The sequence below is a fragment of the Pseudomonas sp. NPDC090201 genome (assembly GCF_044746825.1).
Taxonomy (GTDB): Bacteria; Pseudomonadota; Gammaproteobacteria; order Pseudomonadales; family Pseudomonadaceae; genus Aquipseudomonas; species Aquipseudomonas putida_AD.
This window is the reverse complement of record NZ_JBIVCX010000004.1, coordinates 115,703-130,926: the sequence shown is the minus strand read 5'-3', so window position 1 is coordinate 130,926 and position 15,224 is coordinate 115,703. Positions and strand designations below refer to the sequence as shown.

Here is a 15,224-nt window from a genome sequence, read left to right as displayed (position 1 = left end):
CGTCACACTGGCCTATCAGCACTCTGACCTGTTGCCTCTCGCCGATACTGCCCAGGCGATTTTCCGTGAACCCGGCGAAAGGCGACTCCAAAAGCAGCGTCTGACAGATAACCCAAGGAGGCGGCAACGGTCGCCACGCTGTCCCGGCTTGCATACAACCTGGAGGCGGCAACTTGCATGCGCCAGCGAATCGAATACTCGACAGGAGGATGGCCCACCCGATGCTTGAACAGTGCTGCGAAGCTGGATCGCGACATGCAAGCGATCTCCGCCATCTGCGCCAGTGTCCAGGATTTCTCCGGGGCACCATGAATGGCGCGCATCACGTTGGCGATGGCAGGGTCGCGCAGGCCTCCCAGCCAGGCAAGGTCGGCGACGTCGGCAGTGCTGATGTGATGACGCAACCCATGGACGAAAATCAGACGAAGCAGGTCGTTGCACATGGCGTTGGCGCCTGGTTGCGCGGACTGCCATTCCCGGTCCAGTTCATCCAGCAACCAGGCAAACGACGAAGCGGCACCCGAGGCTGCATGGATGATGATCGCAGGCGGCAGCAACGACAGGAGCTGGCCGGCGCCGGCATTGATCAGGCTCACGCTGCCACCCAGTAACTCCACATCGTCACCGGCACCCAGGGTGGCGAGTGTGCTGGACTGGGCGAAGGCATCGGACGCATTGACCGCATCGCCCTCCGGATCGCTCGCCAGAATGAACGGGGTGCGGGAAATCACGAAGCAGTCGCCCGCCCGCAATTGACGCGGCTGGCTGCCCTCGATGCGCAGCCAGCACTGGCCACGTCGCACGACGTTGAATTTGAGTTCAATCGGACGAAAACGCAGCGCCCATTGTCCACCCGCCCGCAGGCGCACAGAGCAGGCAGCGCGAAGCCCGGCCAGCGCGAGGACATCGGATAGGGGCTCTGAAAGCGGATTTTGGATGATCAAGACAGAAACCTGGATTATCTGAGCTGTTTCGTCCAGCCATCTTAAAGAACAATGGGCGCCAAAGCCATGCAACGAGGAGCCCCTCATGACAACGCCTCAGAAACCTGTTCTTTCACCTTTTTCCGCCGCCAGTACCGCAACCGAGGTCATGGCTGGAGTGAATCTCGCCGGGCATCTCGCGGTTGTTACTGGTGGGTATTCCGGACTGGGGCTGGTCACCGCCAAAAGCCTGGCCCGCGCAGGTGCCCAGGTCATTGTCCCGGCCAGAGACCCTGATCGCGCGCGCAAGGCCCTGGCGGGGGAGAAGGATATCTCTGTCCATGGGATGGATCTGATCGATGCCGATTCCATTCAGGCGTTCACCGCTCAGATCGTGCGGCGCGGACAACCGCTCTCGTTGTTGATCAATTGCGCGGGCGTCATGGCCTCGCCCCTGGCACGAGATGTAGATGGGCACGAGAGCCAGTTCGCGATCAACCATCTTGGGCACTTCCGTCTGGTGTGCGGTCTGTGGCCAGCACTGGTGGCGGCTCGCGCTGCCCGGGTGGTTGCGGTGTCATCGCGAGGTCACCAGATTGCCGGTGTCGACTTCGATGACATCGACTTCATCCATCGTCCCTATGACAAATGGGCGGCTTATGGTCAGTCGAAAACCGCCAACGCACTGTTCGCGATGGGGCTCGACCAGCGCGGTTCTGGCCAGGGCGTGCGGGCTTTCTCCCTTCACCCCGGTCAGATTCTGACTGACCTGGGACGCCATCTGACCAGCGCCGAGATCGCAGCATTTGATGTGTTTGATGAGCACGGCCAGCAAAAGGTCGTACCGGAAGTCGGCCTCAAGAACCTGGAGCAGGGAGCGGCAACGGGCTTGTGGTGCGCAACCAGCCCTGCACTGAATGGCAAGGGCGGCGTCTACTGCGAAGACTGCAACATCGCGCCGGTCAACGATGCCGAATCAGGTCGCAAGGGAGTGGCAAGTTGGGCCGCCAATACGGAATTCGCCGAGCGTCTCTGGAGCATTTCCGAAGAGTGGACGGGGATGTCGCTGTGAAGGGAATTCGGTGCGCCAGTGCCTTCCACAGCTCTGGACTCTGCGATCAAGTGGATGAGTCATGTGAGTGAATCCAGGGGCGGCTTTTGGCCGTTACCTGGCGCCAGCTCACTGATCAGGCGTCGGACAAAAAGCGGGACAGCGATTGCGAAAGTGCATCGAATACCAAGGTGACACGCCGTACCCGCTTGAGGTCCTGGTGCATCGCGATCCAGACGTCGACCGGGAAGTCCACATGCTCGGGGAGCACGCGAACAAGGCCGTGACGTCTCGCCAACTGGCTTGAACAGACGCCGATACCCAGGCCTGCCCGCAGGGAGGCGAACTGGGTCAGATGACTGTCGCTGCGAATGACAGCGTTCTCCCCCGTACAGAAAAAGCCGCGTTCCCTGAGGAAGGTCTGTTCCGTCAGGTTGCGGTCCGGGCCGATGACGGGGTACTCGTTCAATTCATCTGCGCTGCGAGGCAGGCCCCGGTGCGCGATCAATTGAGGCGTGGCATAAAGGCCAACGCGCAAGTCGCCCACATGGCGGGTGACGACGGCCGCCTCATTCGGGCGCCGAATACGGACGGCCACATCGGCTTCCTGCAATGCCAGGTCTTCCAGTCGATTGGACACGCTCAGCTCAACCGCCAATCGGGGTTGGGCGGCGCGAATCTCGCCCAGCATCGAAGGCAGAACCTCTACGCCCAGCAACTGGCTGCTCGTCACGCGCACGGTGCCGCCCGGCACATTGGCCTGCGCCGACGCGGCTCGGGCGAAGGCTTCGGCGGCCAATGCCATCGATTGCGCATGGTCGACCAGTTCCCGGGCGGTGTCGGTGGGCAACAACCCCGCAGGGGAGCGAACGAACAGGCTGGTGCCTACGCTGTGCTCCAACGAATCGATGCGTCGTCGCGCAGTGGCCTGCGCGATGCCCAGCGCCCGGGCTGCAGCCGACAAGCTGCCTGTTCGCAAAACAGCCAGGAAAACCCGCTGGGTTTCCCACTGAAGTGTCGGGATGTTCATACATTTCCTATGAGCCGCTGGTAAGGTCTGATCAATTTTCATCAGCTTGAACAGTAGGCATGCTTAACCTTGTGGGTGCCTGACATCAAGCGTCCACTGTGGAAAACAGGCGAATTTGCCCATGAAGCTTGCTGGAGGATACCTATGACCGAGGAAATCATGACCATTGACGGGCCCTGTGCCACCGGCAGTTGCCGGTGCGGTCAGGTGACTTTCCAGGTGCGCTCGAAACCCGTGATCACCAGCGCGTGCCACTGTGTTGGCTGCCAGAAAATGTCCGGAAGCGCTTTTTCATTGACCGCGCTGTTTCCAGCCGAAGCTTTTTCCGTCACCACAGGTTCGCCAGTGATTGGCGGCATGCATGGCTCGACCCGGCACTATTTCTGTCCCCATTGTCTGTCCTGGCTGTTCACCCGCCCTGACGAAAGTGACGCATTCGTTGGCGTGCGCAGCAGCCTGCTCGACCAGCCCCAGCATTACGCGCCGTTCATGGAAACCTGGGTTCGTGAAAAGCTGCCCTGGGCCAGCACGGGAGCACGGGTGAGCTACGATGCCTTTCCCGACCCTCGGGATTATCCTGCGCTGATGGCCGAGTTCAGATCCGAGTCTATATCTGACGCAGTCAAGCCTGGTGGCTGAGGCTCTTTTCCATGATGATCGTGCGCTCGGCGCCGTGGAATGCGTCCCGCACCTTCACGAAGCCCAGAGAAAGGTAGAAGCTTTGCGCAGTGATCGATGAGGGGAGACGCAGTCGTTCGATGCCGCTCTTCACCGCCACTGACTCGATAGCCGCCATCAGAAGACACCCAATGCCTTGTCGCTGATAAGCCGGATCGACGAATACGCTGCGCACCGTATTTCCTTCGAGACTTGCAGTGGCCACGACATGGGTATCGATGCACGCGACGTACACTTGGCGCAGGCTCATGAGTTTCAAGACTTGCGAGGGCGAAAAGCTCTGCACCACCTGCTCGATAACGTCCGGCGGGTAATCCTGGGCATTGGATTTTCGCAACGCGGCCTCGACGATCAGGCTGATCGCTGATGCATCCGTGCTGTCAGCTTTCCTGATCAAGCAAGCCATTGGATACTCCTGGCCGATCTCAACGAGCTCGACGTCAGTCTAGGGTATCGAGGATCGCGCTGCGACTTTAGGGTTCTGGCCGATAGCTTACGGCCGCCCCTCCACTCACATCGCCAGCTCACTCTCCTTGATGTTCGCAATTGGCCCCAGAATCGACGCATCGAACCCTGACAGCGCACGGCCCTCGGCGAGGCGGTTCGGGTAGTCGGGGTTGGCCAGTGCTGCCTTGCCGATGGCCAGGATATCGACTCCGTCGTTCAGCACGGCGTTGGCGTGTTCTTTCTCATGCAGGCCGCCGTTGGCAAGCAGTACGACGCCGGGTGCATGGCGACGGGCCAGGGCAGCGAGGCTTTGGGTGGTGCTGGCGAAAGCAGGTTTCCATGCTTCGAATTCGGTCACGTGGATGTAGTCGACGCCGGCGTCCTTGAGCGAGCCGAAGATGATTTCGGCGTCGTGCTCACCGTTTGCCCATTTGTGTCCGAAGTCGTTGACCTTGCCTTGGGAGATGCGAACGCCGACGGGGACGCTACCTACCGCCTCACGGACGGCCTTGATCACTTCAAGAATCAAGCCGACCCGTTGTTGGGTGCTCCCGCCCCAGCGGTCGTTGCGTTGATTGCTGAAGTCGGTGAGGAACTGGTCGAGCAGGTAGCCGTTGGCGCCATGGATCTCGACGCCATCGAAGCCTGCATCCAGCATTGCGCGCTTGGCTGCCTGGGCGAATCCGGCGATGGCGTCGGCGATGTCTTCGTCGGTCATGGCAACGGGCACCGGGTACTGGCCCTCCCCGAAGTAGAAGCGCATTTGCTCGCCTTTCGGGCGGACTGCGGAGGGCGCTGCGGTGTGCTGGGTGAAGCGATTGCCCTGGCTCAGTGCCCCGGCATGCATGAGCTGCGCGAAAACAGCCGCTTCCTGAACGTGGATGCGGTCTGTGACTGTGCGCCATGCCTGGGCCTGTTCGGCGTCTGTCATGCCGGGCTGGAAGGGATAGCCCTGGGAGAAGCGCTGGTCGGTGTAGATGCCTTCGGTGATGACCATGCCGAACCCGCCTTTGGCGAAGCGTTCGTAGTAGCGGACCATCGCGTCGGTCGCGACGCCGGTTTGCGTGGCGCTGACGCGAGTCATGGGGGCCACCGCCAGGCGGTTGCGCAGGGTGAGGTTCTTGATATCGAAAGGCGTTAGAATCGATGGGGTCGAATGGTTCATGGCTGCACCTCGTGTTCAAGCGTAGTGGGCGTAATTGCCTGTTGTTAGCGATCCTACGGAGGTGTCAGGGCCAGACCAAGCCGGTCTGGGGTGAAGCCGGCATAACCTGAAAGGATATAATCATGCTGACAACCGACCTGCGTATTTTCCTGGCGGTCGCGACGGCGCGCAGCCTCTCGGACGCCTCGCGCAGGCTGGATGTGATGCCGATGCAGGTGTCGCGGCGCATCACTGCGCTGGAGCAGGAATTGGGCGTGCGGCTGTTTCAGCGCACCACCAGGGCGGTCTCGCTCACGGCCGAGGGCGAGGCGTTTCTTCCTTATGCCCATACCATGCTCGAGGCCGAAGAGAGTGCGCTGGAGGCGTTGCAGCCGTCGACGAGCCGGGTGACAGGGCTGTTGCGGGTGACGGCGCCCAGCGTCTTCGGACAATCCATTGTCTTGCCCATGCTGCCGCAACTGTTGCAGCAATACCCTGATCTGCGGGTGGAGCTCGACGTTTCGGACACCGTGGTCGATCTGGTGGGCCGCGGGTTCGACCTGGCGCTGCGGGTCGCGCCGCTGGCCGATTCCGAACTGGTTGCCCGGCGGGTCGCGCCTAATCCTCGCGTGCTCTGTGCGGCCCCGCATTATCTGCGAGAGCACGGCACACCCGTCACGCTGGACGAGCTTGAACAGCACCAGTGCATCGTGCTTCAGGCAGTGCCGAGATGGCCGTTCGTGGTGAATGGCGAAATCGTCCGGCGGCGGGTGGAGGGGCGGGTGATGATCAGCAATGTGGGCGCAGTGCGCGATGCTGCCATCGAAGGGCTGGGCATTGCGATGCTGGCGTACTGGGACGTGCTGCCCCAGTTGCGGGACGGTTCGCTGGTGGAAATCCGCCTGGCCGACGGCGACATGGAGCAGTTGTCGGTCTGGGCCGTCACCCCGACCCGGCAGTATGTGCCTGCCAGGGTGAAGGTTTTCCTGCAGATGCTCGAAGCCGACATGACTGCGCGGCTTCAGAGCACCGTGTCGAAGTCCTGAATGCCCGCTGCTGGTTCAGGCGGCGTGTTCAGCCAGCTTCAACTGCCGGGCAACGTCCTGCCTGAGCAGGTAGACCGAGACCGTGAGCAACACCAGATCCTTCAGAAGAAACGCGGCCACGATGGTCATCGCCGGGAAACCGCCGGCGCCTTCATGCCAGGCTCCGGGTGCGAACGGCATGATGGTGACGGTTCCGATAAAAGTGGCGCAGGAGCCGAGGGCGCCCAGTATCCCAAGCTTCCTGTTCCAGAAACCCAGGAAGATCAGCAGGCCAAAGGTCCATTCGGCTGTGCCCAGGAAGACACTGGTGCCTTTGACGCCCAGCACCGGAATGGTCCATGAAATCAGCGGGCCGTTGGTGATCAGCGGCAGCAGGTCGGTGATCTCGGCAACAAACCACTTGTCATAGCCAAACCAGACGAAGATGACCACCATCGCGGCGCGCAGCAGGTGGTAGTCGAGATCACGTTTCATGAGGCCCGAGCGCCCGAGAATGCTGACCAGATAATTCATGCTTGAGTCCTCCCTGGCGCGGTGTGGGCGGCGGCGTGAGCGGCAGGCGCCAGGAACGGGGTGTGGGTACGTGACATGGGAAACTCCATCGAGTGTTAGGTATTCGTCAACGACGCCATGGTAGGGCGTCTAGGTAATACCCTTAAGCCTGTTAGATATCTAAAAGATGCTCCAAAGTCTCAAAAGCTCAGACAGGATTGACTACGGCTCCAACTGACGGGAAGCGGGCTCGGGAGTTTGAGGGGCAAGTGCGCCGTCCATGGCAGCGACTCGTGTGGGGCGTCTTAACGGCTGTCAGCGGATCACTTCGATGATGCGCGCGGCGATGTGCGCGGCATGGGTTTCGAGTGCGAAGTGGCCGGTGTCCAGAAGCTCGACCACGGCCTGCGGGTTATCCCGTTTGAACGCCTCGGCGCCCGGGGGAATGAAGAACGGGTCGTGCTTGCCCCAGATGACCAGCGTCGGGATCTTGTGCGCACGAAAGAACGCCTGAAACTCCGGGTACAGCTTCAGGTTGTTGGCGTAATCCAGAAACAGGTCCAGCTGGATGTCCTTGTTCCCGGGGCGTTCCATCAAGAGCGCATCCAGTGTGTAGCCTTCCGGCGCGATGAGTTCGGGCTGGCTGACCCCATGCATGTACTGCCAGCGCGTGCCTTCCAGGTTCAACACGGCATCGGCGATTACCTGCCGATTGGCCGCGGTGGGTTCAGCCCAATAGGCACGGATCGGCGCCCAGGCATCACCCAGCCCCTCCAGATATGCATTGCCGTTCTGGCTGACCAGCCCGGTGACACGCTCCGGATGCTTGAGCGCGAGCCTCAGCCCAGTCGGTGCTCCGTAGTCGAAAACGTACATTGCGTAGCTCTTGAGTCCCAGGGCATCGACGAAGTCCGCCAGGGTCCTGGCCAGTCCGTCGAAGCTGTAGACGTAGTTTCTGGCCTCTGGCACTTCGGTGAAGCCGAAGCCCGGCAAGTCAGGGGCGATCACATGGAAGTGCGGGGCGAGCAGGGGGATCAACTGGCGGAACTGATGGGACGAGCTTGGAAAACCGTGAAGCAGGAGCAGGGTGGGCAGGGCGCGGTCGCCGGCTTCTCGATAGAACACCCTGACGCCGTCAGCGTCTGCGAAGGCGTGGTTGATCACCGGCGTTGAAGCATTTGCAATATTCATGACGTGATCCTCTTGGCGTGTGCGGGGATAGGCAGATACAGCTGCGTATCTGAAGTTTGCACAGCTTGAGTAACCTGTCAAACTAATTTGAAGAGGTTATCGCTCCCTCTCCCGTTTTCAGCGCTCGGGATCTTCGCCTGATGACTGCCCATCACACCGAGTCGGACTTCTTGCGCTCTCGGTGCGCCGCCGCCTTGGCGCGATTGCCGCACACCGCCATGCTGCACCACCGACGTTTCTTGCCGCGGGTGTGGTCGACGAACATCAGGGTACAACTGGCACCCTCACAGCTTTTGACGTCGGAAAAGTCCTCGTCGCAGATGAACCTCGCCAACTGCTCAGCGATAGGCAGCAGCAATGAATCCGGGGTTTTCCAGCGTCTGCGCGGCGCAAGGGTCAGCTTCGAGGCGTCCGTGTCGGTGACGGTTATCTGGGTAAAGCCTTCGTCCCTGGCCAGCAGGCGGTTGAGCGCAGCGAGGTCCTCCAGGGCCTGGGGCGACAGTGGCTGACCCCGGTGCGTCAAAACGAAATCCCTGAACCAGTCGCGCAGCGCCCGGGTTTGCCCGGCCACCATCTCCAGCTCACCGGGCATGGCCTCCTGGGCTATCTGCTGCAGGGTGTGTTCGCTGACCCAGCCTGCCTGGCGCAGCCAGTCGAGCAGTCCCTGCCCATCGCCAATCCAGTCAACGACCTCGTCCACCGGGGTAGCGATGGAATTGAGGAAATCCAGCGCCGGGGCGTCCGCGATGAACATCGCCGGACCGTGCAAATGGGTGCTCATCGAATGCTCGCTATCTCTGGAAGTGTCGAAAAATAGTAACCATTCAAAATGTGTTTGACAAGTTACTATGTCGTTACTAACCTCCAAGCCGGCAGTAGAGAGGTTACTCGGGCGGCGTCGATGACGACCCCAGTTGGCCTCCCTCTCACACGACGTCTACCCAGCCAATCGGATCAGGTGCCTAAACGGCCTCTACAGGAGAATCTTATGAAAGCGATCGTTCTAGAGAAATTCGGCGGTCTGGACAGCCTGGTTTATCAAGACATCCCGGAGCCCACGGCCGAGGAAGGGCACGTCGTCATTCAGATCAAGGCGTTCGGCATCAATCACGCCGAGATGCACATGCGCCGGGGTGAATGGGCGGAAGCGGCACCGGTCAGCGGCATCGAGTGCGTGGGCATCGTGAAGTCATGCCCCGGTGGCGAATTCCCGGTCGGGGCGAAGGTGGCTGCCTTGATGGGAGGGCTGGGCCGCACCATTAACGGCAGCTACGCGCAATACACTCGTGCACCGGTTTCCAACGTGGCCTTGATCGACGCCGATCTGCCGTGGGCCGAACTGGCGGCGATCCCGGAAACCTACGCCACGGCGTGGACCTGTCTTTTCCGCAATCTGGAGATCGAGAAGGGCCAGACCGTCCTCATTCGAGGTGCGACCTCATCGTTCGGCCAGGCCGCGGTGAAACTGGCGGTGAACGCTGGGGCGCGCGTGGTTGCCACGACTCGCAGCGAGAAACGCGCGCAGATGCTCAAGGACCTCGGCGCCGTGGCAGTGGAACTGGAAGGGCCGCAGCTGTCCGCCCGGATCAAGGGCGCGAAAACCTTCGATGCAGTACTCGATCTGGTGGGCAACAGCACGGTGATCGATTCGCTGGCGATCGTTCGCCGGGGCGGGCGCGTGTGCCTGGCAGGCTGGTTGGGCGGGCTTGAGCCCATCGCCGATTTCAATCCGCTGTTGCAGATGTCCAGTGGCGTCTATCTGACCTTCTTTGGAAGCTTCGTGTTCGGCACCGAGGGCTTCCCGCTGGCCGATGTGCCGCTGCAGGCCATTGCCCAGGAAGCAGCCGCCGGCAGGCTCGACGTGAAACCGACGCGAGTCTTCAAATTCGAGGAAATCCATGAGGCTCACCGCGTCATGGAGGCCAACGAAGCCGCGGGCAAAATGGTCGTGGTTGTCGATTGATCCCCCAATCCAAATGCGTTGAATGAGGAAATTGCGATGGTGAAGTCTGTAGCTATTGTCACGGGTGCAAGTCAGGGGATCGGTCGCGCCACAGCCCTTCGCCTGGCCAGGGATTTTGAGGCACTGGTCCTGGTGGCGCGAAACCGCGAGAACTTGCAAGACACGGCCCGGCAGATCGAGGCGATCGGTGCGCAAGCGCTGGTGCTGGACGCCGATATTTCCGCACCGGGTGTGCCCTCTGAAGTGGTTGAGCAGACGCTGGCCCGGTTTGGCAGGATTGACGCCCTGTTGAACATCGCCGGGGCCGTGCCTCAGATCGATCTCTTCGAGATGACCGACGAGCAGTGGCACGACGGTGCCGAGCTCAAGTTGCACGGCGCACGGCGGATGACGCTGGCGGCGTGGCCTGCGCTCAAGGCATCGCGAGGTTCGGTGGTACTGATGTCCGGTAACTCGGCGGATACGCCAAAAGCCGGCTATGCAGCGGTCGCGACCATCAACGCTGCCATTGTGGCCTTGGCCAAGGCGTTCGCTGATCGCGGCATCCAGGAGGGCGTCCAGGTCAACAGTGTGTTGCCGGGTCCGGTGATGACGGGGCGTCGCCGTTCCTTTCTGGAGAAATGGGCACCTGCCAATGGCATGAGTGTTGAAGAAGCGACGATCAGGTTTCCGCAGAATGCCGGGATTTCAAGATTTGGTGAGCCCGAAGAGATTGCCGACCTGCTGGCGTTCCTGGTGTCGCCGTCTGCGAAATGGATGACCGGATCGGCGTTGCGGATCGACGGGGGAGAGGTGAAATCCGTCTGAGGTTGAGTGCACATCCTGCCTGACAAGCCAGGTGCCACCGAACCGGTGTGGCACCTGGCTTTAGCGTTCATGGTCCTTTCATGGAGTCGCGCCCGGGTGTCTGGACCTGCGAATGTCGCCCGGGGTCATGCCCATGCGTTGGGTGAAGGCACGCCGAAACGCGGCGACGGATTGATAGCCGACGGCTTCGGCAATCGCCTCGGTAGGCAGGGTAGTGGAGGTGAGTTCATTGGCCGCCATGGTCATGCGCACGTCGGTGAGGATGGCGTTCGCAGACTTGCCCACCTTGTCCTGGAAATGGCGAATCAGGGTCGCCCGGGACATGTTGCACAGATCCGCCAGCTCCGGCAGCGTCCAGGCCCGGGCCGGGTCGTTGAAGATCGCGGTCAGTGCGGGTGCCAGTCTTGGGTGGCCTGCCATCGCCAGCAGGCCCACCGGTGTGTCTGCCGATTCGCTGGCCAGGCGCAGGGTCATGGTGAACAGCGCGGTAGACAGGGCATCGAGCATGGCATTGCCGCCCAGGCTTGCAACCAGTGACTCTTGCCGCATCACGGCGAGCAGATGAGTCAGTTGCGTGTGCGTCTGGGTGTCAGAGGGTTGGCTGGCCGTGCGGACGATCAAGCGGCCCGGCAAATACTCCCTGATGAAGCGGTCATGGGGTGGCCGGATCACGAAGCGGCCGCAGAGCATTTCCAGGGGCTCACCGCCGCCGGTGTTTTCACTGACCACCAGATTGAGCTCATCACGGTAGCTCGCCTGGGGCGGGCTGATGCCGCTGCCGTCATGCAATAGGTGTTCAGAGCCATGCAGCATCAGCAGCACGTCACCGGCCTGTAATCGTCGCGGCGCGCCAAGGCCCGGGGTTTCGAGAATGGCCGACCCGCGCATCACCACGTGATAGGGCATCTCTCCCGGTTCCGAGTCTTCATACACGACCTGCCACGGCGCCCCGTATGCGCACCGCAGTTCCAGGCGTCCTTTGACGGTAATCATCTCCAGCAGTCGGCTGAGCCAGTCCTGCTGGCGGGAAGAAGCGGTCATGGCGATGTCCGTATTTGATACTTATGAGCACTATAGTGAGCTATTAGAGTCTCTACAAGATCATGGGTGCTGGATAAAGTGGAGCCATCTAACCCACCGAGCAGGAGTTTCACCATGAGCCGCATCGCAATCCCCGCTGTTGCAACTGCCACTGGCGCCACCGCTGACGTCTATGCCGAAGTCCGGAAAATCGCCGGCGGTACTGTGCCTAATCTGTTCGCCGCATTAGGCCATCTGGTGCCGAATGCACTGTCGGCTGTGCTCAACGCCGAGGGCGTGCTGGCCAACGGCAGCCTGAGCAAACAGGACCTGGAAACCATCAAACTGTTGGTCAGCGAGCAGACCGGCTGTGACTACTGCGTTGCGGCCCATGTGATGTTGGGCAAGATGACCGGCCTGCCGTCCCAGGTCCTGACCCAGATCCGCCAGGGCACCTCGACAGGGGACAGCAAGCGCGATGCCCTGGTCAGCTTCGTACTGAAGCTGCAGAAAACCAGCGGCACCCTGAGCGATGCCGATGTTGCTGCGATCCGCCAGGCGGGTTACAGCGATGCGCAACTGGCGGAAATCTCGCTGACGATCGCGCTGACCATCTTCACCAATACCTTCAACCGCATCAACGACACCGACATCGATATGCCGCCGGTGAAGTGAATCGCTGAGCGCGTCGAACCGGGCAGGCTGGGTATCCCCGTCGGGATGCCCAGACCCTCGCGCAATTATTTTTTCAGGCGGTGCATCCAGTTCTGCAACTGGCGGGTATTGGTAATGGGCGGCATGTGACTGCCCAGCCCAATGATCCTTCAGGAGCACTGCCCATGAACATCAAAACCCCCGTCTGCCTGCTCGCCTGCAGCCTCGCTATCGGCCTGCAGACTGCCCACGCCCAGTCCGCGCTGCCGGATGCGGTCAAAGTCCCTGATGGCCATCGGGTGATGCTTGAAACCGTCGGCGTCGGCGAAATCACTTATCAATGCCGCGACAAGACCGATGCCCCTGGCAAGACAGAATGGACCTTCGTGGGCCCCAAGGCCGTGCTCAACGACCGTGCCGGCAAACCCGTGGGTGACTACTTCGGGCCGCCGGCTACCTGGCAGGCCAAGGACGGTTCGAAAGTCACCGGCACCCAGTTGGCGGTGGCAAAAGCGGCGGACGGCGACCTGCCGTATCAACTGGTCAAAGCCAACCCGGTCGAAGGCACGGGCGCTATGCAAGGGGTCAGCTACATTCAGCGCGTGGCTACCCGTGGCGGCGTGGCCCCGGCGAGCGATTGCACCGCCCAGAACAAGGGCGCGCAGCAGATCGTCAAGTATCAGGCAGACTATGTGTTCTGGACGGCCAAGTGATACGCAATCAGGCAGACGCCGTTGCGATCGATCCTCTACGCTGTTGGGCAAGCACCCCGGTCAGATGACCGGGGCACCCCGTTTGAAACAAGGACACCGCACACGTTGAACGCGCCTGTAGTCCCCTTCGATTTCCACCGCTGTCTGGAGGCCTGTGCACAGGGCGACCGGAGAGCCTTGCAGGCGCTCTACGATCATGAGGGGGCACGTATGCTGGGTGTGGCCCGGCGCATCGCCCGCGACCACGCCACGGCAGAAGACGTTGTCCACGATGCCATGGTGCGCATCTGGACCCGTGCAGCCAGCTTCGATCCCGAGCGCGGTTCGGCCCGGGGCTGGATCTACAGCATCACCCGCCACCTGGCGCTGAATTCGATACGCGATACGCGGCGGGAAACCGAGCTGGATGAGTCCGGGATCGATACCGGCGTCGTGTTGCACGGGGGGCAGGACGATGCAGACCTGTGGTCAGGGTCGGCGAAGATCTACCGCTGCCTTGAGCAACTGCAACCCACACCGCAGCGCTGCATCCTGCACGCCTACGTGGACGGCTGCAGCCATGCCGAAATCGCCACCTTGCTGGGTGCGCCGCTGGGGACTGTCAAAGCCTGGATCAAGCGCAGCCTCAAGGCGCTGCGGGAGTGTCTGGAATGAAGCCCGAAGCCGCCGAAACACTGGACGCCCTCGCCGGAGAATATGTGCTGGGAACGCTGTCCCCCGAACAACATGCCGACGTGACCGAGCGCCTGCGCACCGACGCTGCACTGAGAGCCGCCGTGGATGCCTGGGAGGTTCGCCTGCTGGACCTCACCGAACTCGCCACGCCGGTGCCCCCCAGTGCCCGACTGTGGGGCCGTATCCAGCGCAGCCTTGACGAGTTTGCCGCAGCGCCCGCCCAACGTCAGGCAAGCTGGTGGCAGCGCCTGGGCCTGTGGCAGGGATTGAGTGCGGCGGGGTTTGCGGCAAGCCTGATGCTGGCGTTCATCCTGCTCAATGCCCCTGCGCCCACGACCCAATACCTGGTGGTGCTGGTGGCTCCGAACAGCCAGGCGCCCGGCTGGGTGGTACAGGCCAACGACAACCGAACCATCGAGCTGCTTCCGCTGGGGCAGGATTCGGTTCCCGATGGCATGGCGCTGCAATTCTGGACCAAAGGCGAGCGGTGGGGCGCCCCGGTTTCCCTGGGTCTGGTCAAGCCAGGCGCGCCTAACCGCGTTCCGTTGCAGAGCCTGCCGCCGCTTGAACCTGATCAGCTATTCGAACTGACCCTGGAGAAAGCCGGAGGGTCGCCCACCGGCCGGCCGACCGGCCCGATCCAGTTCATAGGTCGTGCGGTGAAGGTGATATGAGCCAGTGTCGGGGGTGCGGCTTGAGTAGGCCTGATGTGAGGTCGCGAACTCGGCGAGGATGCCGTTGTTGAGGGGCTGTGCGTTTCTGGCAGAGGCGTTATGTTGGGGGTGGCTGGTTATGGCCGGGAGCGGCCGGTCACCACAGGCTGCTATCGGCCACAAGCGGTCGTTCGATCGGCACAATTGAGGCGGTTGTTGAAATCAACGGCAGCGGGTATGCGGGAAAATCACGACGGTCGAATGAGCTATACCAAGGGCCTCAGAAGGAGAGAACTGTTGAAATGCGTGAGATTGAATATCAGGGAAGCTGACTAGGCATAGCCGTGGAGCGTACGGCAAAATGCCTTTAACCATTACACGGAGGTCTGCAATGAGCTTTCACACTGATGTTTGGGTCCAACCGTTGGACGGTGACTTGCTGGTACTGGACAGCGTGCGATCGGAGTTGATCGCATACCTGGACAGTAACGCCCTCAGCCAAGACGTTTACACCGACCTCGTCACCGCATGCACCGAGTCCAATGCGTACTTTTCGTTGGATAGCTGGTCAGTTCGTGCACTTTTCGAAGTGGTTGCACGCTTATTGCCGAAACTTAGTTTCACAGTCAAAGGCGTGGGCGAAGAGACGCGCGACATTTGGGTGCGAGAGTTTATGGACGGTCAAATCTCCTTTGAGGCAGGGCCGTTCAACGAAGACTGAACCAACGGTGGCAGCA

Annotated in this window: 18 protein-coding genes; 10 read left to right on the top strand and 8 right to left on the bottom strand. The window is 61.4% G+C overall.

The annotated features are described in order from the left end of the window. Positions 1-2 precede the first annotated feature (2 nt). A complete protein-coding gene (locus ACIPOO_RS14685) occupies positions 3-1,031 on the bottom strand; it encodes a cupin domain-containing protein (RefSeq protein WP_400608098.1) in 1,029 nt (342 codons plus the stop codon). On the opposite strand from ACIPOO_RS14685, the gene ACIPOO_RS14680 reads away from it, so the two are divergent. Continuing rightward, complete coding sequence (locus tag ACIPOO_RS14680; RefSeq protein WP_400608095.1) at positions 1,030-1,995, top strand: oxidoreductase; 966 nt, start codon at positions 1,030-1,032, stop codon at positions 1,993-1,995. The two genes, ACIPOO_RS14685 and ACIPOO_RS14680, sit on opposite strands and share 2 nt — an antisense overlap. A gap of 115 nt (positions 1,996-2,110) precedes the next feature. Here the strand turns inward: ACIPOO_RS14680 and ACIPOO_RS14675 are convergent, their stop codons facing one another. After that, positions 2,111-3,004, bottom strand: a complete 894-nt coding sequence (locus tag ACIPOO_RS14675) for a LysR family transcriptional regulator (RefSeq protein ID WP_400608092.1) — start codon at positions 3,002-3,004, stop codon at positions 2,111-2,113. A 159-nt stretch (positions 3,005-3,163) separates the two neighbouring features. Here ACIPOO_RS14675 and ACIPOO_RS14670 point away from each other — a divergent pair, with 159 nt between their 5' ends. Next, complete coding sequence (locus tag ACIPOO_RS14670) at positions 3,164-3,643, top strand: GFA family protein (protein WP_400608572.1); 480 nt, start codon at positions 3,164-3,166, stop codon at positions 3,641-3,643. Here ACIPOO_RS14670 and ACIPOO_RS14665 read toward each other — a convergent pair. Both ACIPOO_RS14665 and ACIPOO_RS14660 read right to left on the bottom strand, forming a co-directional pair. After that, positions 3,627-4,088, bottom strand: coding sequence for a GNAT family N-acetyltransferase (locus ACIPOO_RS14665; protein ID WP_400608089.1), 462 nt, complete (start codon positions 4,086-4,088; stop codon positions 3,627-3,629). The genes ACIPOO_RS14670 and ACIPOO_RS14665 overlap by 17 nt on opposite strands. Positions 4,089-4,193: 105 nt before the next feature. Next, a complete protein-coding gene (locus tag ACIPOO_RS14660) occupies positions 4,194-5,294 on the bottom strand; it encodes a tRNA-dihydrouridine synthase (RefSeq protein ID WP_400608086.1) in 1,101 nt (366 codons plus the stop codon). Between the two features lie 122 nt (positions 5,295-5,416). On the opposite strand from ACIPOO_RS14660, the gene ACIPOO_RS14655 reads away from it, so the two are divergent. After that, positions 5,417-6,319 (top strand): LysR family transcriptional regulator, encoded by a 903-nt coding sequence (locus ACIPOO_RS14655; protein ID WP_274130449.1) that lies wholly within the window; start codon positions 5,417-5,419, stop codon positions 6,317-6,319. A gap of 15 nt (positions 6,320-6,334) precedes the next feature. On the opposite strand, the gene ACIPOO_RS14650 is transcribed toward ACIPOO_RS14655, so the two are convergent. The 3 genes from ACIPOO_RS14650 to ACIPOO_RS14640 all read right to left on the bottom strand — a co-directional run bounded on the left by ACIPOO_RS14650 (position 6,335) and on the right by ACIPOO_RS14640 (position 8,783). Then, positions 6,335-6,832: a YkgB family protein gene (locus ACIPOO_RS14650; RefSeq protein ID WP_400608084.1), complete on the bottom strand. Its 498-nt coding sequence runs from the start codon at positions 6,830-6,832 to the stop codon at positions 6,335-6,337. A 294-nt stretch (positions 6,833-7,126) separates the two neighbouring features. Then, positions 7,127-8,002 (bottom strand): alpha/beta fold hydrolase, encoded by an 876-nt coding sequence (locus tag ACIPOO_RS14645; RefSeq protein ID WP_400608081.1) that lies wholly within the window; start codon positions 8,000-8,002, stop codon positions 7,127-7,129. A 151-nt stretch (positions 8,003-8,153) separates the two neighbouring features. Next, entirely contained in the window at positions 8,154-8,783 is a 630-nt protein-coding gene (locus ACIPOO_RS14640) for a CGNR zinc finger domain-containing protein (protein ID WP_400608079.1), read from the bottom strand. Positions 8,784-8,990: 207 nt separating this feature from the next. Between ACIPOO_RS14640 and ACIPOO_RS14635 the strand changes: the two genes are divergently transcribed. Next, entirely contained in the window at positions 8,991-9,965 is a 975-nt protein-coding gene (locus ACIPOO_RS14635; RefSeq protein ID WP_400608076.1) for a zinc-binding alcohol dehydrogenase family protein, read from the top strand. Positions 9,966-9,983: 18 nt separating this feature from the next. Continuing rightward, complete coding sequence (locus ACIPOO_RS14630) at positions 9,984-10,772, top strand: SDR family oxidoreductase (RefSeq protein ID WP_400608073.1); 789 nt, start codon at positions 9,984-9,986, stop codon at positions 10,770-10,772. A 78-nt stretch (positions 10,773-10,850) separates the two neighbouring features. On the opposite strand, the gene ACIPOO_RS14625 is transcribed toward ACIPOO_RS14630, so the two are convergent. Next, complete coding sequence (locus tag ACIPOO_RS14625; RefSeq protein WP_400608070.1) at positions 10,851-11,813, bottom strand: cupin domain-containing protein; 963 nt, start codon at positions 11,811-11,813, stop codon at positions 10,851-10,853. Positions 11,814-11,927: 114 nt separating this feature from the next. Between ACIPOO_RS14625 and ACIPOO_RS14620 the strand changes: the two genes are divergently transcribed. The 5 genes from ACIPOO_RS14620 to ACIPOO_RS14600 all read left to right on the top strand — a co-directional run bounded on the left by ACIPOO_RS14620 (position 11,928) and on the right by ACIPOO_RS14600 (position 15,208). Next, positions 11,928-12,467, top strand: coding sequence for a carboxymuconolactone decarboxylase family protein (locus ACIPOO_RS14620; RefSeq protein WP_274130441.1), 540 nt, complete (start codon positions 11,928-11,930; stop codon positions 12,465-12,467). A 164-nt stretch (positions 12,468-12,631) separates the two neighbouring features. Beyond that, positions 12,632-13,159: a DUF3455 domain-containing protein gene (locus tag ACIPOO_RS14615; RefSeq protein ID WP_400608067.1), complete on the top strand. Its 528-nt coding sequence runs from the start codon at positions 12,632-12,634 to the stop codon at positions 13,157-13,159. A 105-nt stretch (positions 13,160-13,264) separates the two neighbouring features. Further along, positions 13,265-13,813, top strand: a complete 549-nt coding sequence (locus tag ACIPOO_RS14610) for a sigma-70 family RNA polymerase sigma factor (protein ID WP_400608064.1) — start codon at positions 13,265-13,267, stop codon at positions 13,811-13,813. Continuing rightward, entirely contained in the window at positions 13,810-14,508 is a 699-nt protein-coding gene (locus tag ACIPOO_RS14605) for an anti-sigma factor domain-containing protein (protein ID WP_400608061.1), read from the top strand. The genes ACIPOO_RS14610 and ACIPOO_RS14605 overlap by 4 nt, the downstream gene beginning before the upstream one ends. 370 nt (positions 14,509-14,878) lie before the next feature. Further along, the gene (locus ACIPOO_RS14600) at positions 14,879-15,208 is read left to right on the top strand and encodes a hypothetical protein (RefSeq protein ID WP_274130437.1); all 330 of its coding nucleotides are present in this window, start codon (positions 14,879-14,881) and stop codon (positions 15,206-15,208) included. Positions 15,209-15,224 lie beyond the last annotated feature (16 nt).